Raw genomic sequence first — 24,985 nt, forward strand, 5'->3', positions numbered from 1 at the left:
ACTCGCCGGCGCCTTTTTCACTTATAAACCCGCCCACTCCGGTAATACCGGAGGCATATGATGGTCCAAATTGTGCCCCTGCGTTGAAAGTCATTCTACCTTTGAACGTATCGGGTGCCTGCTTGTTGGCAAACTCCCATATTGCCCTTCGTGCAGAATAAGCATTTGTATCGGTCGGGAAAGTATTATCGTATCGGGTGATTAGATATATAGCCGCTCCATTCTCCGCAATGCCTATACGTTGGGAATAGAGCGATGCTTTCACGTCCGATTCAATACTGCCCAGGCGGGAATAAGGAGTATTGTCGCCTATCGTATAGGTTGCGATGTACTCGTTGTATAGTTTTTTTTCATAACCTTGAATCCGGGAAAGACGACCGTCTATACCGAATTGAGGACCCATTAATCGTACAGCCTGTCCTGCTTCGTAGTTTTTTTCGTTGTGTGTACAATACACGGGATTCGTTTCACAGTCATAGACTGTCGTGTCGCTGCTATGTTTGGCAGCATAGGAAGTGCCGACCTCAAGAAGTTCTTGTTCTGCTTCGTCTATGCGTTGCTGGGGGAGTTTGACGCCTGTGAGTACGAAAGTGTCAGGCCCTCGGTCATCATCTTTTCCACGAGGACGCATGTTTTCATTCGGTATAATCTGCTGACTTTCGCCGGACGTTTCGACTTGGGCGATGATTTCAAATTTCTTGTTGAATCCGTCTTCGGGTTTCCAGGTCGCGGGGTCGATATTGTCGCCATTGTCGTCGATAAGGGCGAGTTCGAAATCCCAGCCGATCAAATCGCCGCTCGTAAAATGTGCCCCCAGCGTTTCTCCTTCGATTACGTCTGAAGGTAGAAATGGCGTGTCGTTGCATACCATGACGTATGCCTTGTCGGTCTGCCCTTCAATGATTGTCCGATCGATAGTTTCTACCGAAGTGACGGTTTCCGTGTTCTTCGGGTAGATGTCGTCGAAAAACACTACGACTTCCTTGATTTCGTTTTTTGTAAGTCCGGGACGTGCGTCTATGTATTGCTGCCCATCCGGAAGCCGTAACCGGACTTCGGAAACGTGGTTCGTTACGCCGCCCTGTTCGGATTGTCCGTATTCTTTCGTCAGGTTGCGCGTGGAGCCGAATACATAGAAACGGGTCCCGTATTCGGAATCGTCCCCTTTCTTGGCCGGGATGCTTTTGACGACTTCTCCGCGTTTGAATGTTTCCGGCGTTCCGAAGTTCAGTTTTCCGAAATGCAGGGTTACGATACTGCCGTTCTCCTCGGTCCACCATTCGACATCGAAAGTCTCGGCAATGGATGATAAGGCATCCCAACAGGTATCGCCATTGAACGATACGAGCTTGTTGGTTTCCGGATGTTCGACATTTACACTTCCCATCTGCCAGTTGTTTCCTCCCAGTGCCTTGTTCATGTTGGCGACGATGAGCGCCCCGAAGGATGCCAAGTCTGTCGTGTTGTGGAATACAGCTTCAGGATTATCGCCTCCCAGCCAGAAGCAGATGAAATTTTTCATGTGGTTTTGCTGCGCCTGGAACTGAAGCGTGTATTTGTAGCCGCCGGTTTTGTTGTCGAAATCCGGATAAACCTCCGACATGATTTCGAATTTGCGGCCTTTGTAGGTGATGTATGATCCGAGGGGGAAATCCAGCGGGGTAAGCAAACTAAAGGGGAGTTCGATGTAATAATCCCCCATAAGTGCGTATTTGATAATGGCACTCGTTGTTACGGGCGCATCGTATATCGCTTTACCGGAAGGGTTGTATATTGTCATTTCGTCGATATATGTATCCTGTGCCATCACAGGGTCGATACAAAAGTGTGGGGTTTCGGCACATTATGCAAGTAATTTTAAGAAAAAATACAGAAAAACGCCCCGGTCTTTTGACCGGGGCAAGAGGGGGTTGCTTCCATCCGTATTTTAAGGTTTAAGCCATGAACTTTGCGGCTTAACGATTAGACGAGCGTTGTTATATGCCATCTTCAATGTTAAGCATGTGCGCGCTGTATAGGTATTATTCCCTATTTTATGCGTGGCTAAAGCTAAATCCGGATTGGGTGATCCAGGGGTAAGGCATAAGGGCAACAGAAGTTGTATTTTCCCTTCGTAATACTGGGGGACAGCTATTTTGTAATTTGACCTTGCTTTTTTTTGGGCTTCATTAATCGCGCCAACGAGTCTTCTGCGCATTTCGTCTGAACTCAGCCCTTGCATGTGTGCAGGAAATCTGTCCATGTTGTCCGCAATGATATGGTCGATTTGAGGGACTACCCTGCATTGAGGATTGAAAATCAAATCCTCGGGTTTCTGGAAAAAATCAGCAATGTCCGGAATATTATCGCCGAATTTGCTAATTAGCTGAATATCGCTTTCCCTGACAAATGCCTTGAAAACATAAGGCGATAAACCTTTCTCGGCTACATCTGGCCTATTGTTGCGTTCAGCAAGAGCAAATATGCTTTCCAAATTTGCAGTTACAAGTCCAGTATTGAAACATGCAAAATTGTTATCAGAAGAAAAGGATATTTTATTTTCAGATTTAATTTTGCGGAAAGTATGTTCGATATAACTTTTCAAAATGGAATATTTGGCTTGCGTAGCATCTGAGAAATCCCATGGTTCCGGATCTGCTATATTATTCGCAAGATATTCAATAGATGCGTCATAATTAGGGAACCAACAAAAGTCAAAAAGAGCCGAATGAAATTTTTTCATAAACGTAAGTTTTTTATATTGTCAATAAATAAAAAGACCGCCATGTAATATTATGACGGTCTTATTGTATCCTTTATGTTCGATATTCGTGGTTACGGATAGACCCGTACGTCTATATTTCATTATATGATGCAAATATAATACACGTTTTTTCGAGGTGCAAATTTTTTGCCAACTTTTTAGTTGCACTATGAAAACGTAGCCGAATACACGTTTATTGTCCTAACGTATGGAAATGATAAAGAGCGAAATTCGTAAGATTGGAGAAGAACTGCAATTGATTTGATAAGGATGGGGAGGGGCTAACGCATCATTTTACGATGAATAGCAGAAGCGAGTAAAAGGCTGGGATAGATTCCCGGCCTTTCCTATTCGCGTGCCGCCCGATCTGCGGGGTTGGGTTCTCGGAATTTCACTGCTAATTTACAGGCATTCAATCGATAATTTTCAAATTGAGTGCTGTTGCTATATAAAAGATTATACGTATTGCCTAAATCCGGGACATATAGTGTTACGGTTCCTTTGTGTAATTCTGCAACAAAAGCAGCATAGTTAGATAAAAATGCCTCTTGTGATGTTCCTTTGATCAAAAATGTCAATGTTACGTCACGTTCATTTACAACCGGTGAATCCGGAACAATAATATCTATTCCGTTTTGTGTTGGATCGTCATTTTCGACAAATTCTTTGAGAGATGGAGGTGTAAGGAGGGCTGCATATGCTCCTGAAAGCATGGCAACTCCCATTGTAGATAACGGTTTGTTATTTATAGTTACTTCTGTTGTTGGCATGTTTTATAGGTTATCAAGTTTTCGATTTATTGCAACAAGAGTTTCGCCCATTGCAGGCAATATGCGGGTGTATGTTCGAATATCTGCGACATTACCATTCAATTGAATCATAATATCTCGGATGTCGAAAGTCACATTACGCGTATCCATATTGATCGATCGAAGCAGCTCCATACCATTGACAAGGATGTTCATTTTACCTTGCATGTCAGTAAAGCGACCGTTGAGTTCGTCGCTTGTGTCTTGGGACATTGCCTGAAAACCGCGTGAAGTAGCATTCTGGGTAGATGCCTGATTGTCGGATAGCAGAGAACCTGCCCATCCATATTTATCATCTAAATATTTTTGTAAGTCATCAGCCATTTTATAGGCCTCCTCTTGTTCCTCGGCTGAAAATACCCCATCTAACCAGAACTCTTGCAATTTCTCGCGAATTTTCTTCATGGCTTCGGAAGATTGTATGGCAGATTTAATACTTTCTATTACCATTTGACGCATCATATTCCGAACCACATCTCGTGCGGTTCTTGCCCGATCTTCCCCGTTTGCCCATGCATCGGCGTAAGCTGTTGCGAAATTATCAATTGCAGATTTTAGATCTTCGCCAAAAATTGCATCTAAGGCCTTTTCCTTATTTTCTTCTATTTGTTTATTTATCTCATCAATTTGATTTTCCCATTCTTTGATTCGTTCTTCATCCGTGTCTTTTTTACTACGCTCTTCTGCTATTTGATTTTGTATCAATATTTTTTGCTGTTCGAGTAATTCATTTTGTTGTTCGATAAGTTCAGAAGCATCTGTAGAGTATGCCTCTTCAACGGCCTCCCCGAGTTCATCATATGATTTTTCGAGAGCATCAATTTGATCTTGTAAGCGCTGAATGTTACGTTCTTTTCGTCGATCTCCGCTGAAAAGGTTTATCAGGCTGGTGATAGCCGACACAGTTCCTTGAATGCCTTGAACAATATTTCCAGATGCGAATCCACTCACAGCTTGTGCTGCTCCGCCTACAGCACCTGCAATGTTGTTAATGGAGGCCGTCGTGTCTTCATCTGCTCCCAATGCTGACGCAATAGAAGACACACCGCTTATCGATGCAGCAACGATGTCAATTGCCTCCGCTACTGCTTGCCAGGCATCTTCACGTAGCTTTACAGCTCGAAGATCATCCCCATCTGCAAGTGCCTTTTTATAAGCCTTGAAGTTTGCCGAAATACTTGCGAATGGATTCTTCCGAGTGGCTATATCTGCTGCTTGGTCAAGTTGATCGGTTACTGTTTTCAGATTGATAGGGTCGAGGTCGGCATCTTGGAGCAGTCTGTTTATGTTGTCAATAATACGCAATATCTCACGGCTCGACAAGGCGTCGAGGTTTTGGAACAGATTAATCCAGTCATCGGTTTTCATCAGTTCGTCCACCTTGATTTGTCCGATTTCCTCTGTTTCATGTTTGTCGATTTGAGGAATAAGGTCGGAGCGGCCGTTCTTTGTTGCTGTTTCCCTGTCTTTGGCGTGTTTCTCGCGTATCTTGGCAATCTTATCCTCCATCGTACCGTATTTCTCGACAATGGTATTTAGGCTGGCCGCAATTTCCGCTTGGTCGATCTTGATACCCAAATCGGTCGCTTGCTCTTTGGTGATATTTCCAGCCTTCAGAGCATCTTCTACCCACTTGCGGAACTCCTCGTATTTGTCTTTTATGCCTTTGATGCGGCGATCTTCTTCCGAGAGCGTGTCATCGGTGATCTGCTTGTATATCTTGTCAAGCTCTTGGGCGTATTTCAGTTCTATGGCAGCTCGGTCATCGGCATTTTTTTGCTGAATATTCGATTGCCTTTCCTGAAAATCTTTTGTTTGATCTGCAGTTATGATTCCACCCTGCGCGGCTTTAAGTTTCGATTTATCCTGCTCGAGTTTGTTCATTTCCTCTTTTGTGCGCAAGTCTATTTCGGCCAGCTCTTTCTGCTTGCCATCTTTCAAAATATCGATGCGCGATTGCTGAAGGGCTTTATCATTGGCGAGAATAAGATCGGATAGCTTTTTCTGGGCTTTGGCGGCATCCGTCACCGTTTTGCCCGAAACGCTGTATTGTTTAATTTTCGAATCGTATTCGGCGATTTTGGCGATCAGCTCATTCCATTTCGCTGTCCCTTTCAATGAAACGTCCATCGCTTCGAGAGCTGCTTCCGCCTCCTTCTTCTGTCCTTCCCAATAGGATTTGTTGCGATTGGTTTCTTTTCTGTCTGACCGTAGGGATGATATTTCATTTTGTTTGGTTGCGATTTGAGATAGATTCGACTGTTTAAGCGACTGATAATAATCTTCGCTCTCACCATACAGAGGAAGCAAATACGGGGCTTCTTTTTGCTTATTGCGTGCATTCTCAATTAAACGGTCGATTTCTGCGTTTTGGGCTTTCAGCTCGTCGATATTGCCCTGCAATGTGGCAATCTTGACCTCCGCAGGGGCAGCGTCCCACTCGGCGGCTTTTTGTGTTTCTTTTAGTTCATAGAGCTGTTTGCGGTACTCGTCCAACTCAGCCTCTGCATTTTTATAAGAAAGACTAAGTCCGGCCATTGCTGTCCTATCACCGAATTTCATAGCATCTGCTATCGCTTGATCTAACCTTTTGACCTTTTCGAGGGCGGCATCATACTGCTCTTGCAGATTGTTCTCCTTGCGTGTGTCGTTGATGTCGTTGAGCTCCTTTGTAAGATCGATAAGCGACAGGAGCTTGATTTCCTCCTCGCTGTACCGCTGCAACAGTTCGGGGTAGAGACGTATCAGCTCCTCGTAGGCTTTGCGCTTGGTGTAGGCCGTGCTGACCTCGTCCTGCATGGTCGCATGCAGCTGCTCGGCCTTATTCTTCTGTTCATCGAGCTTCTGATTGTAGGCGTCGATGGCGGCGTTTACCTTTTCGTAGGCTATCTCCTCTGCGGATTTCGCCGTGATAATCTTGTAGAGTGTGACGGCAAACGCGGAGGCGGCCGCAGCGATCAACACATAGGGATTCTTCATCAAAGCCGCATTCAGTGCCTGCGTCTTCTTGGTCAGCGTTCCCATTACGGTTTGGAGGGTGGAGAGACCGAAAGCGTGGGCGAGCGTTACCGTCCTGTGTACCCTTTCCGTTGCCGTCAGGACAACCAGAGCCGCCTTATATGTACCATAGGCGACGACAAGCTGGGCGACAATGTCCAGCACCTGATTATAGTTCTCGACGAGTGAAATCGTGCCTTTGAGTGCACCTGCAATGATGCCTTCTTGCGACTTGCCGAGGTCGTTGAACATCATGTCGAGAGCATCGCCGAGATTGGAGATGAGGCCCGTAATGGTTTTGGATTGCTCCTGCATGAGGTTGTGGAACTTCCCGCCCTCGTTCGTCATGCTTTCAATAGCCTTCTGCACCTCTGGAAAGCCTATTTTGCCTTCCGTGACCATCTGTGAGATTTCCGCGCGGGTCTTGCCGAGTTGCGTTGCCAACTCTCCCGCGAGGTCGATGCCTCGGCTTTGGAACTGCATTACGTCACGCGTGTATAAACGCCCCTGTACGGCCGTCGTGCCGTACAACCACGTGAGGTCTTGCAGGTTCAGTCCCAGACCGGCCGCAACATTACCGAGCCGAGTCAGTGTGTTGGTAATATCCTCTGCTGCGAATCCATATGCGAGAAGCTGGCGGGCGCCGCTGGCCACGCCTTGCAGGTCAAACGGCGTTTTGGCGGCCAGTTCGACCATTTGTGACATCAATGCATCAGCCTTTTCTTTACTTTGGAGCAGAGTTGCGAAGGCCACTTCGAGCTGTTGAAACTCGCCACGAGTTTGCGCGATTTGTTTCACCAGCCCCGCAAGCGACACTCCGACGCCGATTTGTCCGAGGGTGGTAGCCAGGCGACGCATTGCAATATCCATACGGTCGGCGTCCGTCACGACACTGGACGTTACGGTTTTGGCCGTTTTCTGAAGTTCACGGAACTTGCGAATTGCTTCATCGTTATCTATGACTACGGTAAGGTTTATACTCATAATACGATGACGGTTTTATCTTTATTGATTTCTACCTTTGATCCGCTGATGTTCACGACTTTTATTACGGCATAATTCGAAGCGTTGATTGTGGCCGAGGCTCCATGCATAAGAATGACAGTGTGGACGAAATCTACTCCCGAGGCTTCTATTTCAGCCGACGTATTGCCGACTAAGCAAATGTATTTTCGCTTGTCGAGCCTTATGCATCCGCAATCCACATACATGTTGCAATCACTCACTTCGTTTTTGTGAGCTTGAAATATTCCCAGCGGAGGGAAATTGTTTTTATGGCAAAATTCAAGTCCTTGTGGCGTAAAAAACAGAGAGGTCAGGGAGTGAAAATTTTTCACTTTGTCCAGTCGTTCGCAGGCGCCGAGTGCGGACGCGGATTTTAGGATGTTGTCAAGCATATAAATTATTTCGTTTGTTATCGTTTGCCTCCTGCCATCAGAAGAAGTGTGTTCATTGCATTAGGATCGTTCATGTCAATTATATCGGGAACTTTTGATTGTTCATTGTTGGGAATATTAGTTGTTGATTTACTTTTACAATCCGTTTTTAGAGCGTCGGAAATCATAAGCTGTACGTTAGCCCATGAAATCCCCCAAAGAATATATTCAAGAGTCCAATGATAGCGGTTTATAAGATTATCTATTTGTCCCCAGATACTGCGCCCTCCGTAGTGGCTATCCGCTCCGCTGTTGTCGTTGGGGAAATCATTACCCGCAGCGTTCTTACCAAGCGAATAGCGTTCATAAAATCCGCGTAGTAGGATTGAAATACGATGGTGGACAAAATGTTTGTAAGAGCTGTTGTATCCATTGTAGGGGACCAGTATATAAGTTTTGTCCGCTCTTTTAGCATATCTTCGATTTCTTGTTGCGTCCGAAGTGTGGCGATAGCGATTATTTCGGCCACCTCTTTTGATTTTTCGGAGCATATGGTCCACATACGTTTAACAGCACCCTCCATCTGTTCGTCGTCGAAAATCAGATCAAGGTCTATTAGTCGGCGACTTATCATCGCGAGTCGTCCGAGTTGGAGGGGGTATAGGTAAAGGGTTATTTGTTCTTTGTCATTGCCTTCAATCTCGAACGATTCAATTTTTTCAGTCAGTGTGTCAAGTGCACGTTGTTCTGTAAGGCGGCCGACTTCTTCTTTTTTCATATTATAAACTATTGTTTTTGCTCCCGCCCCGTCCTCGAGACGTGATGCAAGTCGTCAGCTTTCCAGCGGGATAGAGAATTTACAAAACGCTCTTGGTATATTCCGGAGTTGTAATCGGCCACCAGGAATAACCACCTTGTTCCGGAGCTAAAACTTTCGCAGATACTTGAATTTGGAGCGGGTCGGTTTTATTGATTCCACCACCCAATGTCGCTACATATTTTAACCTTGCAAAAGCGATGGAGCCTCCACTTTTGGAATCGAATACGAATGCTTTTACTCCTTCGTAAATCTCGCCTTTTGCAGGTTCTGTAGTTCCGAAGTAAAATTCCATCGTGTCGTCGTCAAAATCTACGACATTCCAAGTAACTTCTTTTGTGCCTGTCGTTTCGTCGATTGCAGAGTAAAATGGGTCTGCTTCTCCTTCCCGATAAAAATCATTACTGGAAGGTATCGCGAAATTGGTGGAAACACCACCATTATAAGGCTGACTGATTTTGGTGAAAGCCTTCATTAAGTCGGCAGCCTCAGCGTCTTTTACTCCTTTCGGGAGAGGATTACCTGCATGAACGGCTTTCAGTCCGATTATTTGTCCCATGTTTAATATTTTTTAAGTTTTACTTTGAGGTTTGAAAATGTGTAGGAGATCCCCTCCTCACTAATAAGAGTTTCATCGCTCACATCAAAGAACCAGCGTTCGTTGATAGGGTAGTATCCTAGTGAATCGAAAGCGAGACGAGTTAGTTCGTTCAGACGGTTGCGATCGGGGTAGCGTTGCTCTTCACGACCGATTGTCGGTGTTGTGTCCGGTACATAAATGTTTACATTTACGGTTGCCACCTGCGAATCTCCGACGACATTTGACAATGAGCCTACGACGATAAATTCTCCCGAAGGATTATTCGGGTAGTGGTCCGCATACATCATCGGCACGGTCTTCCCTAACAGCGAATCCCGGATGCGATCCCAGACGAGTTTGAATATTTCCGTAGAGGTCAGGTTCATCGCTTTTTCGATTTTAAGAATCGAGCGAACTCCGCTTTGAGTTTTTCAGCAGTAGATTCCACCCAGTTTCCCGACCCTTCGAGAACGTCGAAACCTTTAGCCTCGACATATTTCGCGTATTCCATACCGGCTACCCATACGAGATATGTTTTGTTAGCGGGAAGTTCACGGGCGACAGACCGGGCATGTTCAAGCCCTTTGGCATGAGCTTCATCGGCACCTTTGTTCCCTTTAGGATTGCCGTCCGGTCTGACACGGCGGTTATACTTGAAAGATTCAGCAATGATTCTTCCGTATTGTACCACAACATACCCGATGGAGTTGCGTAGGTTACCCGTGTGATCGGTATAACTACCGTGTTCGCGGGCGTACTTCACCACTCTTTCCCCCAACGCCGACAACCATTCTACAGCTTTTCGGTCGTACTCTTCTTTTGCTCGCGCAAATTCAAGTTCCACCTCACGCCAGTTGGTACACTTTACAGCCATAATCTCGTGTTTTCGTAACGTTGTCCGCTTTTGTAGAATCCCTGTACCGGATACGACGCCGTGTCCTTGTCTTTCGGTTTGGCCTCAGTGCGGAGCGAACGGTCGAAGATGTTGAATCCTCGGCTGTCGAATATGCGTACTTTCGTCCCGATAGGAATTGGCTGTGTATCTGCAGGCATCGTAACCTCGAAAGAGTAGAGGAAGGCATCCCCGTTTTGCCCTTTGATTTGCTGTGCTCGTCCATTCTGACGGGCATTGCATCGTCCGATGACACGCCATTCATGCGCACCTTCGATCCACGAACCATCAGGATTTTGCGAGGCGTCCTCCTCGTACCACATTTCGAGCGTATAGGGGAATCTTACCATTGGTCGGAAATGTCGGTAATTTTCGATCGAGTATCGAACTCTTCGGCAATATCGTCCAGCCCGTTTTCCTTTGCGATATGGAAAATGCGCTTTTCCAGTTTGTCCGTGTACGACAATGAATAGCCCCCGTTGCTCTCACTCGCAAGAACAATGAGATTTCGCAGAATGGCGATTGTGGCTTTTGCCACGCTAATTTTATCGGTTACCGTATAGTCTGCTTGAGTGTCTATTCCCTCGTCAATGCAGGCCTTTTCTTTGAGGAAAGGATCCACATCGTAAGGATACAGACTTGCCGATATTGCCTCGAAATTCTTCATACAACTACGATTCTACGGTCAGCGAATAGATGCCGTTGATTTCGGTGATAACCGGAAGTGACAGCGACTGTGCTTTCGTGAACTCTACGCCGTTAGAGTTGTCGGTTTCGCCCTTGCCCCACTGTGAAATGCGGATGCGTCCGTAGTTAGAGTAGGTGACACCCGGCTCTTGCCGCAGCTCGTTGTCGGCATAGGCGTTCTTGATGACGCCCAGTTTGCCCGCAGGTACGAACACGAGGTTCTTGTCGTTCCACGGCGAATACTCCGTAAGTTTACCGTTATCCTGAATACGGGTCATGCGGCGGATGACTTCGAATGTCGGGAATCCGTTCGAACGCATAAACTCGTTCAGGTTCGCCAGCAACAGCGGTGTGGACGACTTGTCACTACCGAATACCGCCAACTTCATCTTCTTGTTGCGGAGGATATACGACAGGCGTTTCTGCGAGAGCAGAATGCGGTCGAACGTAACTTTGTCCTGTGCAGCATCGAGGATGGCTTGAATATCCTCCAGCGTATCGACCGTATCTTTATTGCCATCCGTCCATAACGTTTTCGCGGTGGCAATGTTCTCGCTCGGCATTTTGTAGTCGATCGTACCGCGCACACCACCCTCTGGGTTATTGGACGCGTCAAACGTGAATACGCCTTTGTTCGACAATGCTCCGAGGAAGATGATGTCCAGTTTCGATTGCACGGAGTTCACGACCTTCGTAACATTGTTCCACATCAGATTGATGAGCTGCTGTGTCTTGGCCGAATCGGACAGCATCCGCGAATCGAGAATCTGCAACACCTTACGATACTCTTCGATAGGCATCGAATAAGACATCTGGTGGGTTAATACCTTCTGCTTGATCGTTTCCAGTCCCTCGGTTCCCATGATAGGCTCCTTACCTTTGGAGTCGAGCGTTGCAGCGGCGACGCTCAAATTGTACGAGCCGATCAACTCCTCGAAGTTCAGTCCGACGGTGGGGGTGTCCCAGTCGAGGAATCGCTCGTAAATATTTTGGTCGAATAGCCGCTTACGCAGTTCAGAGGCGGCATCGATGCGAATCTGCACCTGTTTAGTCAGTTCGCCGAAAATGGATGAATAAAATACTTCGTTCATTGTTTACCTCCTCTTTTACTGTCGTACATACTTGATTTCGGGGTTGTTCTTCAGGCTGTAACCCTGAAGCCATGCAGCAGGGACGGGATAGGCTACATCCTTGAGGATGATACCTGCATATCCGGCCGATACGGTCTGGAATCCGTTATTGGCGGAATAGACCATGTCGGTTTCGACAACTGCATCAGGCAGATTGTCGTCCGAGAGGACATCTACGCCTTCAGTCGCACCCGTTACGGCCGCTGCGAACGTGATCACATCGTAATCTGCATTTTTGGTATCAATGCTTTTTACGGTCGAATTTGACTCGCCGACCTTAACCGCATCTCCTACTTGGAGCATGGAACCCTTCTTGACATGTGGAGCAGTGGTTGTGCCGCCCGACAGAACACGTGCACTCTTGCATATGGAACATTCCATGTTGTCGAAGTCGAGCTTGATCGGCGTACCTTTGGGAATCTTTGTCCCTTCGGGATAGGTTCCCTTCAGTTTGAAGTCCCCCGGCAATACGGCGAACTCACCGCGCCAGAATATGGGGAAACCGCCCTTTACTTTTGTTTTTTCAAATACGATTGCCATGATTTTACGTTTTGGTTACTCTTTGTCCGGAAGTGTTTCAGCCCACGCCTTTGCGAGTTCTTTGCCCTGCGCTTCGGGCGTGGACATCGGGAATCCCGAACCTTTCCCTTCCAGCCCTGCGGTAACCAGATTTTTCTGCACGTTTGCGAGGTAGTCGCCGATCGTTTTTTCATCTGCATCGTCGGCGATGACGAATCCCTCTTTCATGCGCCACTCCGGAATACCGAGTTCTTTTGCCTTTGCGGAGATGAGATTGGCCCGGTCGTTCTTGGCCTTTTCAGCTTTCAGAGTATCGCTCTCCGCTTTGATGGCGTTGTAACGCTCCTCCTGTTGCTTCTTGTAGGCTTTGAACCACGCAGGTTCCTCATCGTCGGGTTCGTTTTTTTTGCCCTGCCCGCCCCCATTTGCAGGAGATGCCTCACTCTTTGCCTTGAGTTCGTCATACAGTCCTTTCAGTGCGTTGTACTCGGTGCGTGCACGATCAGCGTCAGACTGGAAAACTTTAAGGAAAGGTTCGACCCCGCTGACTGCGGTTTCAATTTGCGATTCATCGGTGACGGATTTTTCCAAAATGGAGGCTACTCCGTCGAGAGCCTTCGCTCCGAACCCCAAATTAGAATACTTGGTTTTCAGCGCTACGAGAATTTTCTCTTTCATGTTTTTTCGTTCTATATGGTTTCGAATAAATCATCATATTCGCACAAAAAAGGTCTGTCAGCCGACGCCAACAGACCCACTAACAATTACATGAAGGTTATATCGTTCTGCAACTGGTGGGCTGCGACTTCACAGCCTCTGCGACAAAAGTCAGTATGTTCGGCACATTATGCAAATTATTTTAAGGAAAAATTCGTTAAAAAAAGAGGAGAGCAATTCTCACTGTCGGAAAATAGCTTTATTGAAATGATTCATTCCAAAAAGTGCGAAAAATAGTGCAAGAAGGAGAGGTATCCCGCAATGGGAAATTAGATTGGGTTTGTGTCTAAATTGTGTGCCCGACTAAAAACAAACCAGTCACCTACAGGGCTGTAAGTGACTGGTTTTCTGTGTGGTGCCACCGGGAATCGAACCAGGGACACAAGGATTTTCAGTCCTTTGCTCTACCAACTGAGCTATGGCACCATCATCGACTGAAACTCGTGTGGGTTTCGAATCGTGGTGCAAAGATAGATATTATTTCCTGAAAACCAAAAAAACGACCGAATATTTTCCATCTCAGACTTTCATTTCAGGAACGGCAGGCCGGAATATCGGAAAATTTTTTCGGCCAGGATACCGGAAATTCAGGATTTTGGTTATTTTTGTAAAAACTGTAAAGATTATGAAAACAAGCAGTTTGATGATGTGTGCGCTGGTTGCATTGACAGCCTGCGGTACCGGAGTGAAGCAGAGTGTCCGTACGCCCGTCGAAATGGGCGAGCGGATCGAATTGAAGACGCCGGATCCCAAGATGGGACTGACTATCAACGAAGCGCTTGCGGCGCGCAGCTCGTCGCGCGACTTTTCTCCGGAGATGCTCTCTCTGGAGGAACTTTCGGGTGTACTGTGGGCTGCTGCCGGGGTAAACCGGGAGGATGGGCATCTTACCGCGCCTTCGGCTATGGCGCTCTATCCCATTCGGGTCTATGCTTTCCTGCCTGAAGGTGTGTATCGTTACGATTCGAAAGCGAATGTATTGAATCGGGTCATCGAAGGAGATCGTCGGGAGCTTACCGCGATGCAGGATTTCGCTTACACTGCGCCGCTCAATTTGGTGTATGTGGCCGATTACAGCGTTTATGCGGACCGGAATCAGCCGGTGGACCGCATCCGTTTCTGGTGCGCGGCCGATGCGGGCGGATATACGGAGAACGTGAACCTTTATGCCGCCGGAAACGGTCTGAAGGCCATTACACGGGGCAGCTTCAAGGAAGAGGCGCTGTTGGAGTTGCTGGGGCTCGATCCCGCACAATACGGTGTGATTCTCGCCCAGACGGTTGGCCGGTAGTATTTTCGGAAAGAGTATCGACGAGGAGTTCCCGGAAACGGGTGGCTCCTCGCTGCGTTTTGTCAGGAGCGGGCAGACTGCAGGTCCGGTACCGGGTGGATTTTTCGGACGAACCGTGCTATCGTCGCTTTTTCCTGACAAATGAAAGGGGAATTTCACTATCTTTGACTTCGTTTTGGATACTCCGCCTCGGCAAAACGCAATAAAAATTTGCTTTTGCATTCGGCTTATTCGTAATCTTTGACTTTGTCTTAGATACTTCGCCTCGGCAAAATGCAATAAAAATTTGCTTTTGCATTCGGCTTATTCGTAATCTTTGACTTCGTCTTAGATACTTCGCCTCGGCAAAATGCAAATAAAATTTGCTTTTGCACTCGGCTTATTCGTATCTTTGCCGTGGAAAATTTTCGTATGGGCGGCCAGCTGTTCGGCGTAGTTCGAAAAATTCGGCATTACGTTCGATGTGCGCTGTCTTTGTATTGTAAATAACGACGATTTTATGCTTTCAAAACCCGAACGGGAGCAGATAATTGCTCTGATAAAACGAGAGGTCGTTCCGGCGATCGGCTGCACGGAACCCATTGCCGTTGCGTTGTGCGTGGCCAAGGCCCGCGAGATACTGGGGACGGAACCGGAAAAGGTTTCGGCCCGGTTGAGTGCCAACATACTGAAAAATGCGATGGGAGTGGGAATTCCCGGAACGGGCATGATCGGATTGCCGATCGCGATCGCTTTGGGCGCTTTGGTCGGACGGTCGGAGTATCAGCTCGAAGTGCTGAAGGATTCGGATGCGAAGGCCGTCGAACGGGGTAAGCGCTTTATCGAGCAGGGGCGGATCGACATCTCCCTGAAAGAGGGCATTACCGAGAAACTCTATATCGAGATCGAAGTTTCGGGCGGCGGACACTCCGCTGTGGCGATCATCGCCGGCGGGCATACGAATTTCGTCTTCATTTCACGGGACGGCGAAACGCTTCAGGAGAGTCGTCGTACCTCCGGCAGCGAACAGGAGGCGCAGGGCGTCGAACTCAACCTGCGCAAAGTGTTTGACTTCGCCATGACCACACCGCTGGATGAAATCCGCTTCATTCTGGAAGCCAAGCGATTGAATAAGGCTGCGGCAGAGGATTCGTTCAAGAACAACTACGGGCATTGCGTGGGAAATACTTTGCGCCATGCTCCCGAATTGCGGATTATCGGGGATTGTGCCCTCTCCCGCATTCTCTCCTATACTTGCGCGGCCTGCGACGCCCGCATGGCGGGAGCCATGGTTCCGGTGATGAGTAATTCGGGCAGCGGCAACCAGGGCATCGCGACTACGTTGCCTGTGGTCGTTTATGCCGAGGAGATCAAGGCGGACGAGGAACATCTGGTGCGTGCGCTCGTTTTGAGCCATCTGACCGCTATCTATATCAAGCAGAGCCTGGGACGTCTTTCGGCCTTGTGCGGTTGTGTCGTGGCGGCGACCGGTTCGAGTTGCGGCATCACCTACCTGATGGGCGGCGGGTACGAGGCCGTTTCCTTTGCCGTGAAGAATATGATCGCCAACCTGACGGGTATGATGTGCGACGGTGCGAAGCCGAGCTGTTCGCTCAAGTTGATGACGGGAGTTTCGACGGCTGTGCTTTCGGCGATGCTGGCTATGGAGAACCATTCGGTTTCGTCGGTCGAGGGCATTATCGACGACGATGTCGATAAGTCGATCCGCAACCTGACGCTGATCGGACGGGACGGCATGAACGAAACGGATCATCTGATCCTGAAGATCATGACTTCGAAATAGCCCCCTCGAAAAATAACAAGCGTGCCTGCCTTGCGGCCGGTGCGCTTTTTTTGTACAGAAAGTAAAGACGGTGCGGAGCGTTTATCCGTTCGATCGGAATATGTGCGGAACAGGGCGAATCCCGAAACCGGTATTGTCGGGAAAGGGGTGCGGAACGACCGGTCTGAACGAAGAACCTATTCCGGCTTTCCGAAAACGGTATGCAGGACGATGTTCGTCGCCCCTTGGTGGGCCGTCGTGTAGTCTTTGGCGATGCGGCTGCATTGTTGAAGCAGATGCTCGTCGTCGCGCAAGGGGGTGAACCAGGTTTTCAATTCTTCGTATGAGTGGATGGGCGTTGCCGCTCCGAGCGTTACCAGGTCGCGGGCTTCCTTGAATTTTTCGTAGTTGGGGCCGAAAGCGATCGGCAGACCGAACGTGGCGGCTTCGAGCGTGTTGTGGATGCCTACGCCGAATCCGCCGCCGATATAACCCCATTCGGCATAGCCGTAGGCCGAGGAGAGAATACCTACCGTATCGAGAACGAGCAGTTGTTTGCCATCGAACGATGTTTCGGCGGTGCATTGCGTATAGCGGACAGCTCCTCCGAGGGTTTCAGCGAGCAGGCGGTTGATGCGGCTTTCGTCCATTTCGTGAGGTGCCACGATGAATTTGACCGAGGGGTTATCGTTTATCAGGCGGATCAGAAGGTCTTCGTCCGGTCCCCAGGTCGAGCCGGCGATCAACAGACGGGTGCCGCCTTTGAACCGTTCGATGAGGTCGATTTTTTTCGCCGCAGCCGCAATTTCGGCAACCCGGTCGAAGCGGGTGTCTCCGGCGACTACGACGTTGTCGAAGCCCAGTTCTGCCAGTAATTTTTTGGAATCGTTGTTCTGAACGAAGATCGTGTCGAAACTTTCGAGTGCCATGCGCCAATAGCCTCCGTAGGGGCGGAAGAAGATCGAGTTGCGGCGGAAGATGGCCGATACGATGTAGCTGCGGATCGAGCGGCGGCGCAGCTCGGTGAGCAGGTTGATCCAGAATTCGTATTTGACGAAGATGGCGATTTCGGGGTGGGCGATGTCCAGAAAACGGCGGGCTTTGCGCGGTGTGTCGATCGGCAGGTAGAAGATGTAGTCGGCCTGATCGTAATTTTTGCGGATTTCGTAGCCCGAAGGGGAGAAAAACGTGAGCAGGATTTTGTATTCGGGATGTTCCTTGCGGATTTTTTCGATCAGGGGACGGCCCTGTTCGAATTCGCCCAGGGAGGCGGCATGTATCCAGATAATGCGAGCCGAGGGGTCGATGCTCTCTTTCATGCGGCGGAAGAGTCCTTTCCGGCCGTCGATCCAGAGTTTCGCCTTTCGGTGCCAGGGTGAGGCCAATGCAATGGCCCAAACGTAGAGTACCAGCCCCAAATTATAGATCCACATCCGCTTTCGTTTTGTGCGTCTTTATATCGCGGATGCAAAGATAAGATAAATTGTCAGAACTGCCAAATTACCAGTGGAGTTCGATGGCGTCTTCGATATAGCGCACCTCCGGTGTGCCTGCGGGGGCGGTTTCGACTGCGATCAGGTCGAATTGCACCTCTCCTGCGAACGGATTTTCTGTCAGATAAGCATTTGCGGCCCGGACGAGTGCCCGGCGCTTGTGCGAGTCGAGTGCCTGTTCCGGCGGGGTGAGGCCGTCCCGCCGGCGTGTCTTGACCTCGATGAAGTGGAGGGTGCCTTTTCTGGCAGCGACGATGTCCAGCTCGTAATGTCCTTGCCGCCAGTTGCGGTGGAGCAGGGTGAATCCGTGGTCGAGGAGCCACCGGGCGGCGGTCTCTTCGCCCAGCCGCCCGGTATGCTGTGTCGTGGTCATCGGTTCGTCGGAGAAAGCTGTCCTGTTTTTTCGAAATATTTTTTCATGACCAGCAGCGAAATGAACCGTTCCCGGCGACTGTCGTAGAATTGTCGTGCGAAGTCGTTCGCATGGTCGATGATCTGTTGGGCCTGTTCGGGGTGCGCGATGTAGTAATCGATCTTCTCCTCCAGGTCGGAGTAGTCGTCCCTCACTTCGATGTAGTGGTAGCCGGGGCGCAGGCGTCCTTCCATGAACCAGGATTCGTTGCGAGGCCGGGGCATCACGGCGATCGAATTGGTGGACATGACCCACCGGATGTTGCTGGCGATGTCGTTGCCTTCGAACGTCATGATGAACTTCGAATCGAGGTGGGCGTAGAGCGTGATTTGTTTTGCTGTACCTGTTTCCTGGGCGCTGTGTCCGCTGCGGGTATCCGCCGTGTCGATGCGGGGATTGTCCCGGAATGTTTCGATGAAGCGCCGACGCTGCTCGCTACTCTTAACCGATCCCCGGAAAATCACCCGGTCGGCTTTCTCCGTAAACGGAATTTTGTCGTGCAGCCGGATATCTAAGCGGCAGCGGTCCAAGTTGAGCAATACGGAGTTATCTCCTTTGCCGGAAGCGGCTTCTCCCCCCCCCGGTCGATTTTTCGAGCCTTGATGATCGTCGGATGAAGCAGGTCGAAAACTCCGTCGCCGAAATAGGTCTGCCAACGCAGGGAATCGTCGAAAAAACGGGTGGTTTGGTAGGAGTCGAAAATATAGGCGCTGTGCCGGCCCCTGAACTTGTGTTCTTTCAGGGGTGTCGCTTCGGTCGGAGAGAGGCGCTCTGCGCCGGTCAAACGGTTGTAGTAATTGACGCGGTCGAGCACATAGTCCATGTCATAACGTTTCTCTCCGTCGCGCAGAATCTCTTCCAACCGGCTGCGGAGGAGCACCTTCGGTACGGCATAACGGGATAGCTGGGCGATGAAGTAGGGCAGCTTGATGTTCTTGCCGCCGTGCAGTCGGTTGAGAGCGGTCATTAATTCCATACTTGCGAATACGGTTTGTCAGGGATTGCGGAAAATACGGGGCATACCATAATTATAATAGGAATGACAGGTCGTCCCCGGCTTTCACCTCGTAGGGGGCGATGCCCTTCTTGAAAATACGCATCGGACGGCTGCCGATCAGTTCCAGTTTTCCGTTTTCATAATGAAGCATGCAGCCTTCGCGCAGGCCGACGACGTAGCGGCGCGGATTGGCCGTGATGTACTCCAGAATACGCTGCTCGCGGGTCTCTCCGGCGTGACCTTCGGGGTTGGCGTCCAGGTAGTGGGGGTTGATCTGGAACTTCACGGCCCCGATAGCCTTGAACGATTCCGGTTCGACGATGGGCATGTCGTTGGTGGTGCAGATCGTCGGGCAGCAGACGTTGCTGCCGGCCGACCAGCCGATGTAGGGCGTGCCGGCCTTGATCTTGCCGAGGATGGCTTTCAACAGCCCCTGCTCCTGCATTTTCTTGGTCAGGGCGAAGGTGTTGCCGCCGCCTACGCAGATGGCCTGCGCCTCGCGGATCATACGCCGGGGATCTTTCGAACGGTGTACGGAACGTACCTTGATGCCGTATTCCGCAAAACGGGCCTGCACTTTCGCTTCGTATTCGGCGTAGGAAAAGGTGATGCCTGCATAAGGGACGAAAACCACTTCGCGGACACTTCCGAGGAACTCGTCGATGCGGGGCATCGGGTATTTCAGATAGGGTTCTCCGGCGTTCGTGGAGTTGGAAATTAACAGTAGTTTCATAAAGTATTGATTTATATTGTGTTATATTGAATACGCGACCGAAGAACGGCAATTTCTTTGGTTGTAATGTCAAAAGTAATAAAAAAAGTGTTATTTTTGTGCGATTGTTTGATAGAAAGAATTTCAATTTTTAATAAATGATTGTTTAACTAAAAAATTAAAATTATGTCAGAAGTACAGTCAAAAGTTGTCGAGATCATCGTTGACAAATTGGGTGTTAAAGAGTCTGAGGTTACTCCGGAAGCGAGCTTCACCAACCACCTGGGAGCCGATTCACTCGACACCGTTGAGCTGATCATGGAATTTGAGAAGGCTTTCGATATCCAGATCCCTGACGAGGATGCAGAGAAGATCGCTACCGTTGGCGACGCTATCTCCTATATCGAGGCACACAAGAAATAATTTACGATTTTTCCAACCGGCAAACCTTAAAGCCTTAAATTTATGACAGAAAGACGAGTAGTCGTGACGGGTATCGGTACCATCAACCCGCTCGGCAATAATATTGCAGAGTTTTTTTCCAATCTCGAAAAAGGAGTTAGCGGCGCCGCGCCGATTACTCATTTTGATGCCGAGAAATTTAAGACGAAGTTCGCTTGTGAAGTAAAAAATTACGACTGGACGCAGCATTTCGACCGTAAGGAGGTGCGTAAATACGACCTCTTCACTCAGTATGCCCTCATCGCGGCCACGCAGGCTGTCGAGGATTCGGGACTCGATCTCGAGAAGGAGGACCTGGAGCAGATCGGCGTGATCTGGAGTTCCGGTATCGGAGGACTTAAGACGTTCTTCGATGAGTGTTTGGGCTACGCCGCAGGAGATGGAACTCCTCGGTTTAGCCCATTCTTTATTCCGCGCATGATCGCCGACATCGCGGCGGGCTACATCTCCATCAAATATGGTTTCATGGGCCCCAACTACTGTACGGTTTCGGCGTGCGCTTCGTCGAATCACGGTCTGATCGATTCGTTCAACGCCATCCGTTTCGGTGTGGCCGACGTGATGGTCGCCGGCGGTTCGGAGGCTGCCGTCAATGAACCCAGCGTGGGCGGTTTCAACTCCATGCAGGCTCTCTCGACGCGCAACGACGATCCGGTGCACGCTTCGCGTCCGTTCGATAAGGATCGTGACGGTTTCGTCATCGGCGAAGGCGCCGGTGCGCTGATTCTCGAAGAGTACGAGCACGCCAAGGCACGCGGTGCGAAGATTTACTGCGAGATGGTCGGCGGCGGCCGTTCTGCGGACGCATATCATTTTACCGCTCCCCATCCCGAAGGCAAAGGCGCCATGAAATCCATGCGCGACGCGATCAAGGATGCGGGTATCAAACCCGAAGATATCGACTATGTGAACGTACACGGCACTTCGACACCTGCGGGCGATCTGCCCGAGCTCAAAGCTCTGCACGGCGTGTTGGGCGATCACATCTACGATGTCAATATTTCATCGACCAAATCCATGACGGGGCACCTGTTGGGTGCTGCCGGTGCTGTCGAGGCGCTGGCCTGCATCTTTGCGATCAACAACGGTGTGATTCCCCCGACGATCAACAACGAAAACCTCGATCCCGAAATCGACCCCCGACTCAATCTGACGCTCAACAAGGCGCAGAAGCGCGATGTGAAGTGTGCGATGAGCAATACGTTCGGTTTCGGCGGTCATAACTCGACGGTTATTTTCCGTAAGATTTAACACCTCGTCCGTGCCGTGTGGAATTTCGTACGCCGTGCCGTAAGAAGAAATTACGGGCAGGATAAGGAGTATTACAGAATTATCGATGAGCTGTTCGGATTCGTTCCGCACAACATCGAACTTTACAAGCTGGCTTTGATTCACAAGTCAGCTTCTTTAGTTTTAGCCGACGGACGGCAGATCAACAATGAACGGCTCGAGTTTTTGGGCGATGCCGTGATCGAAGCCGTGACATCGGACTATCTTTATATCGAATTTCCCGACCGGCAGGAGGGATTTCTTACGCAGTTGCGCTCGAAGATCGTTTCGCGCCAGTCGCTCAATACGATCGCCCGGACGATCGGGTTGGACCGGTACGTGATCGCCAACCCGACCGGAAGCACCAACCAGAAACATATCTACGGGGATGCTTTCGAAGCGATGATCGGGGCGATCTACCTCGATCAGGGATATGAGTTCGCCAATCGATTGCTTATCAACAATATATATTACCGTTACCTGAATCTCGACAACCTGACGGACGAGGAGACGGATTTCAAAAGTCGGTTAATCGAATGGTGTCAGAAGACGCATCATACCATTGCTTTCGAAACGGTGCACGGCCGGAATTATTCGTCGAATCATCCGATATTCGACGCTACGGTCGTGATCGACGGTATCCGTGTGGGACATGGGCAGGGCGAGTCGAAGAAGGAGGCCGAACAATGTGCGGCCCACTCCGTGTCGTGTGCTATGAGTGACGAAGCGTGCGGGGATATTCTGGATAAAATCGACCGGCTCTACCGGCCGAAAGGAACCGGGGTGTCATGAGCGAGGCATCTGTAAAACTGCTTTCCCGGGGCGTTGAAACGCTGACCGATCAGGAGTTGTTAGAACTGTTGCTGGATGACGGTGATTCGGAGCGGCTTGCCGGGGCGCTGCTGTCCAGTTTCGAAGGGCGGCTCGCTGCATTGGGATATGCCGACATCGCACGGTTGCGTATGGCTGCCGGGATCGGCCTCAAACGCGCTGCCCGGATTCAGGCGGCTGTCGAATTGGGCCGGAGGGTGCTTGCTGCCAGGGAGTTGGGCCCCGATCCGATCGGTTCGAGCAACGATGTGGTCCGAATATTCAGACCCCTGCTGACGGAGATGAAGCACGAGGAGTGCTGGTGCCTGTACCTCAATACGGGCAACCGGATCGTCGAGCGGCAGCGGGTAAGCCAGGGCGGGGTGCAGGCGACGGTGGTGGATCACCGGTTGGTCATCAAACGGGCCCTCGAACTGCTGGCCACGCAGATTATCCTGGTTCACAACCATCCTTCCGGTGCTGCCTTGCCCAGCGAGCAGGATAAGATTCTCACGAAGAAAATTGCCGAGGCGGCTGCGCTGTTCGATATTCGGCTGCTCGATCACCTGATTATCGCGCGGGGCGGTGAGTACAGCTTCCGACAGAGCGGTTTGCTGCAATAGTTCCGGCTGTGACGAAGCTGTCTGCCAAATCCCCGAAATTGAAAGTTGCCCCTGTCGGAGTTTATCCGGCAGGGGCGAAAACATTAAAATCGGACGTGTTAGACAGCTTTTTGTTCTGCCGCTGCGGTCCATCGTTGCGCAGGTTGTGGGCAGGAAGAGACGGGACCATCGTAACGGGGCGTGCGACTCTTTAATCGTTGCGGGAAGAGTTGGCTGTGGATTATCGTCTTCCGGGTTCACTTTGTTTTGTCGTAGAAAGGTTTTTCTTCCGAAGGGAGAACGTAAGTTTAGACTGCCGGGAAATTTTTGCCGATCTGTGCCGTATTTCTTTTTTGAGGAAGAGCATAAGGTGAATCTTTTTTCGAATGATCGGAAACTCTGAAATAAGGACTGCAAGTCGAACGAATGGACGATTATCCCGGAGATGGGAGCGAAATGACCGGACCGGGCATCGGTAACGAAAAGCGAGGAATGGCAAGAACCTTTCCTCGCTTTTCGTTGCCGGGTGCGCACAGGCTGGCCGCAAAGTACGAATTTCTAATTTTGGAGGTCGAAGCGGCGGAATTGAATCTCGAATCGACAGACGCTCTCCCGCTCGTCGCTTCGGGTCGTGCGGGTAATGATGAGCGGTGTCGCAATTTCAGCATCGTGTGCGACTGTCTGACGCGTGTATTCGAAGGTCTGGGTCGTAACCGCGTCGTCGGAACGGGTCGTGACCGTTCGGAAAAGATCGTTGTTGAGACTGCTGAAGAAACCCAGTCCGCGCAGGATATCCGGTTCGGCAACCAGCAGCAGGACCGGGTCGCTGTTGAGGAGGGGAGTGCCTTCCAATTCGTAGATGAAATCGCTCCAAGCCGTCGTTTCATCGTAGTCGTAACCGTACTCTTGCCGGAATGTTTCCGTATTTGGCTCGTTCTCGAGCGTTCGGATGACAGCACTGCAATTATCCCAAGCCTCCAGCGGACCCCAGGGATCTTTTTCCCATTCGTATTTTTCGCAGATGGGTTCCAAAGTCAGGGAATTGTAACGCGATATGGAGGTGAGTTTGTCGGAGTTGAAGGTGCCGGTGCCGTATGTGCAATCGAAGCCGTACGTTTCTATTTCACTGCCGGAAAGTGTCGAGGTGAGTTCGTATCCTCCGCTTCGTACATCGCAGAAGTAGCCGTATAGGGTTCCGTCTGCAGTTTGCGTATAAGGTTGCTCGCCATCGATTTCCCGGGTGAAGGAGAATCGGATGCAATCGTCTCCCTCGTAGGTGAACTGCCATGTTTCGACGGGACGGAGCGTGCCGTTCTTGTCCGCTGCGGATATTTTGAAACCCGTGATACGGCACTCCTTGCTGAATTCCGCCGGAAGTTCATAAGTATATTCCATTTCAGCAATCAGACTTCCCGAAGCGTCGCGCCCGACGATCTTGTGCAGTTGCCAATACCGAACCTGTTCTCCGATGTTGGGTTCGTCCGGTTCATTGGTATCCTCTCCATCGGTTCCCGGCTGGGTGATGGTGATGAGAATCGAGTTCGTGCCGCAGGTGATTTCGATAAAGGCCGTGCGGGATTCTTCGGCGGTGTTGGGATCCGTTTCGACGCGGATGTCGTAATCGCCTGCCGCATCTCCGTGATCGGGATTTATGCGTACCCACGTCGGGGCTTCGGCGCGGGATTCGTCCGTGATGGCGGAATTCCAGGCATCGTTCGTCGAAAAGAAAATTTCCGAATTCCCTGCGGTTTGTCCTGCGGGGATCTTCTGGGAGAGCTGTCGTGTATCGGGGACCTGAATGGAGCCGAAATCTCCATGCCATTCATCCGTTGTGTCGTCGCTGCAAGCCGTAATCGCGAGGGTTGCAAACGTGAGAAGAAGAAGTTTCAATCCTTTCATTTGTGTATT

At 50.0% G+C, this 24,985-nt stretch carries 26 protein-coding genes and 1 tRNA gene; 6 read left to right on the forward strand and 21 right to left on the reverse strand.

The features are described from left to right. The 15 genes from ALIPUT_RS08755 to ALIPUT_RS08825 form a co-directional block, all read right to left on the reverse strand. Nucleotides 1-1,702: hypothetical protein (locus ALIPUT_RS08755; protein ID WP_147554445.1), on the reverse strand; the 1,702-nt coding region annotated here is incomplete at its 3' end. A 225-nt stretch (nt 1,703-1,927) separates the two neighbouring features. Then, nucleotides 1,928-2,722 carry a DUF3825 domain-containing protein gene (locus ALIPUT_RS08760; RefSeq protein ID WP_004327672.1) on the reverse strand — a complete coding sequence of 265 codons (795 nt, stop codon included), beginning with the start codon at nt 2,720-2,722 and terminating at the stop codon, nt 1,928-1,930. A gap of 368 nt (nt 2,723-3,090) precedes the next feature. Further along, nucleotides 3,091-3,513 carry a hypothetical protein gene (locus tag ALIPUT_RS08765; RefSeq protein WP_040293740.1) on the reverse strand — a complete coding sequence of 141 codons (423 nt, stop codon included), beginning with the start codon at nt 3,511-3,513 and terminating at the stop codon, nt 3,091-3,093. 3 nt (nt 3,514-3,516) lie between these two features. Next, nucleotides 3,517-7,533: a tape measure protein gene (locus tag ALIPUT_RS08770; protein ID WP_004329528.1), complete on the reverse strand. Its 4,017-nt coding sequence runs from the start codon at nt 7,531-7,533 to the stop codon at nt 3,517-3,519. After that, nucleotides 7,530-7,946, reverse strand: coding sequence for a hypothetical protein (locus tag ALIPUT_RS08775; protein WP_004329529.1), 417 nt, complete (start codon nt 7,944-7,946; stop codon nt 7,530-7,532). Before ALIPUT_RS08775 ends, ALIPUT_RS08770 begins: the two co-directional genes overlap by 4 nt. A 241-nt stretch (nt 7,947-8,187) precedes the next feature. Next, the gene (locus ALIPUT_RS08780; RefSeq protein ID WP_004329530.1) at nt 8,188-8,703 is read right to left on the reverse strand and encodes a hypothetical protein; all 516 of its coding nucleotides are present in this window, start codon (nt 8,701-8,703) and stop codon (nt 8,188-8,190) included. A gap of 79 nt (nt 8,704-8,782) precedes the next feature. After that, nucleotides 8,783-9,301: a hypothetical protein gene (locus tag ALIPUT_RS08785; protein WP_004329531.1), complete on the reverse strand. Its 519-nt coding sequence runs from the start codon at nt 9,299-9,301 to the stop codon at nt 8,783-8,785. A 2-nt stretch (nt 9,302-9,303) separates the two neighbouring features. Then, nucleotides 9,304-9,708: a hypothetical protein gene (locus ALIPUT_RS08790; protein WP_004329532.1), complete on the reverse strand. Its 405-nt coding sequence runs from the start codon at nt 9,706-9,708 to the stop codon at nt 9,304-9,306. Then, on the reverse strand, nt 9,705-10,196 hold the full coding sequence (locus ALIPUT_RS08795) for an HK97 gp10 family phage protein (RefSeq protein ID WP_004329533.1): 492 nt from the start codon (nt 10,194-10,196) through the stop codon (nt 9,705-9,707). The genes ALIPUT_RS08790 and ALIPUT_RS08795 overlap by 4 nt, the downstream gene beginning before the upstream one ends. Continuing rightward, nucleotides 10,187-10,564, reverse strand: a complete 378-nt coding sequence (locus ALIPUT_RS08800; protein WP_004329534.1) for a hypothetical protein — start codon at nt 10,562-10,564, stop codon at nt 10,187-10,189. Before ALIPUT_RS08800 ends, ALIPUT_RS08795 begins: the two co-directional genes overlap by 10 nt. Further along, complete coding sequence (locus ALIPUT_RS08805) at nt 10,558-10,881, reverse strand: DUF6706 family protein (RefSeq protein ID WP_004329535.1); 324 nt, start codon at nt 10,879-10,881, stop codon at nt 10,558-10,560. Before ALIPUT_RS08805 ends, ALIPUT_RS08800 begins: the two co-directional genes overlap by 7 nt. Nucleotides 10,882-10,885: 4 nt before the next feature. Continuing rightward, on the reverse strand, nt 10,886-11,992 hold the full coding sequence (locus ALIPUT_RS08810; protein WP_004329536.1) for a major capsid protein: 1,107 nt from the start codon (nt 11,990-11,992) through the stop codon (nt 10,886-10,888). Nucleotides 11,993-12,007: 15 nt separating this feature from the next. After that, on the reverse strand, nt 12,008-12,571 hold the full coding sequence (locus tag ALIPUT_RS08815; protein WP_004329537.1) for a hypothetical protein: 564 nt from the start codon (nt 12,569-12,571) through the stop codon (nt 12,008-12,010). A 15-nt stretch (nt 12,572-12,586) separates the two neighbouring features. Beyond that, nucleotides 12,587-13,228 carry a hypothetical protein gene (locus tag ALIPUT_RS08820; RefSeq protein ID WP_004329538.1) on the reverse strand — a complete coding sequence of 214 codons (642 nt, stop codon included), beginning with the start codon at nt 13,226-13,228 and terminating at the stop codon, nt 12,587-12,589. 392 nt (nt 13,229-13,620) lie between these two features. Beyond that, nucleotides 13,621-13,693: transfer RNA gene (locus ALIPUT_RS08825), tRNA-Phe, on the reverse strand. Between the two features lie 199 nt (nt 13,694-13,892). Between ALIPUT_RS08825 and ALIPUT_RS08830 the strand changes: the two genes are divergently transcribed. Both ALIPUT_RS08830 and ALIPUT_RS08835 read left to right on the forward strand, forming a co-directional pair. Further along, the gene (locus tag ALIPUT_RS08830; RefSeq protein WP_040293743.1) at nt 13,893-14,558 is read left to right on the forward strand and encodes a SagB/ThcOx family dehydrogenase; all 666 of its coding nucleotides are present in this window, start codon (nt 13,893-13,895) and stop codon (nt 14,556-14,558) included. 499 nt (nt 14,559-15,057) lie between these two features. After that, nucleotides 15,058-16,341, forward strand: a complete 1,284-nt coding sequence (locus tag ALIPUT_RS08835; protein ID WP_004329545.1) for an L-cysteine desulfidase family protein — start codon at nt 15,058-15,060, stop codon at nt 16,339-16,341. A gap of 176 nt (nt 16,342-16,517) precedes the next feature. Here the strand turns inward: ALIPUT_RS08835 and ALIPUT_RS08840 are convergent, their stop codons facing one another. The 5 genes from ALIPUT_RS08840 to pepE form a co-directional block, all read right to left on the reverse strand. Beyond that, the gene (locus tag ALIPUT_RS08840) at nt 16,518-17,753 is read right to left on the reverse strand and encodes a 3-deoxy-D-manno-octulosonic acid transferase (RefSeq protein WP_004329546.1); all 1,236 of its coding nucleotides are present in this window, start codon (nt 17,751-17,753) and stop codon (nt 16,518-16,520) included. A gap of 67 nt (nt 17,754-17,820) precedes the next feature. Next, nucleotides 17,821-18,186, reverse strand: coding sequence for a YraN family protein (locus tag ALIPUT_RS08845; protein ID WP_004329547.1), 366 nt, complete (start codon nt 18,184-18,186; stop codon nt 17,821-17,823). Beyond that, nucleotides 18,183-18,755 carry a glycosyl transferase family 90 gene (locus ALIPUT_RS12140; RefSeq protein WP_004329548.1) on the reverse strand — a complete coding sequence of 191 codons (573 nt, stop codon included), beginning with the start codon at nt 18,753-18,755 and terminating at the stop codon, nt 18,183-18,185. Before ALIPUT_RS12140 ends, ALIPUT_RS08845 begins: the two co-directional genes overlap by 4 nt. Continuing rightward, nucleotides 18,737-19,201, reverse strand: coding sequence for a hypothetical protein (locus ALIPUT_RS13040; protein WP_004329549.1), 465 nt, complete (start codon nt 19,199-19,201; stop codon nt 18,737-18,739). The genes ALIPUT_RS12140 and ALIPUT_RS13040 overlap by 19 nt, the downstream gene beginning before the upstream one ends. 52 nt (nt 19,202-19,253) lie before the next feature. Further along, nucleotides 19,254-19,955: a dipeptidase PepE gene (gene pepE / locus ALIPUT_RS08855; protein ID WP_004329550.1), complete on the reverse strand. Its 702-nt coding sequence runs from the start codon at nt 19,953-19,955 to the stop codon at nt 19,254-19,256. 165 nt (nt 19,956-20,120) lie between these two features. On the opposite strand from pepE, the gene ALIPUT_RS08860 reads away from it, so the two are divergent. From ALIPUT_RS08860 to radC, 4 genes are read left to right on the forward strand one after another with little or no spacing between them, the layout of a single operon-like run. Beyond that, on the forward strand, nt 20,121-20,357 hold the full coding sequence (locus ALIPUT_RS08860) for an acyl carrier protein (protein WP_004329551.1): 237 nt from the start codon (nt 20,121-20,123) through the stop codon (nt 20,355-20,357). Between the two features lie 42 nt (nt 20,358-20,399). Then, nucleotides 20,400-21,647: a beta-ketoacyl-ACP synthase II gene (gene fabF, locus ALIPUT_RS08865; RefSeq protein WP_004329552.1), complete on the forward strand. Its 1,248-nt coding sequence runs from the start codon at nt 20,400-20,402 to the stop codon at nt 21,645-21,647. 15 nt (nt 21,648-21,662) lie between these two features. Then, complete coding sequence (gene rnc, locus ALIPUT_RS08870) at nt 21,663-22,457, forward strand: ribonuclease III (RefSeq protein WP_004329553.1); 795 nt, start codon at nt 21,663-21,665, stop codon at nt 22,455-22,457. After that, a complete protein-coding gene (gene radC / locus ALIPUT_RS08875; RefSeq protein ID WP_004329554.1) occupies nt 22,454-23,098 on the forward strand; it encodes a RadC family protein in 645 nt (214 codons plus the stop codon). Before rnc ends, radC begins: the two co-directional genes overlap by 4 nt. Nucleotides 23,099-23,635: 537 nt before the next feature. Here radC and ALIPUT_RS08880 read toward each other — a convergent pair. Further along, nucleotides 23,636-24,976 carry a BACON domain-containing protein gene (locus tag ALIPUT_RS08880; protein ID WP_004329555.1) on the reverse strand — a complete coding sequence of 447 codons (1,341 nt, stop codon included), beginning with the start codon at nt 24,974-24,976 and terminating at the stop codon, nt 23,636-23,638. Nucleotides 24,977-24,985: the final 9 nt, after the last annotated feature.

The sequence above is a fragment of the Alistipes putredinis DSM 17216 genome (genome assembly GCF_000154465.1).
Taxonomy (GTDB): Bacteria; Bacteroidota; Bacteroidia; order Bacteroidales; family Rikenellaceae; genus Alistipes; species Alistipes putredinis.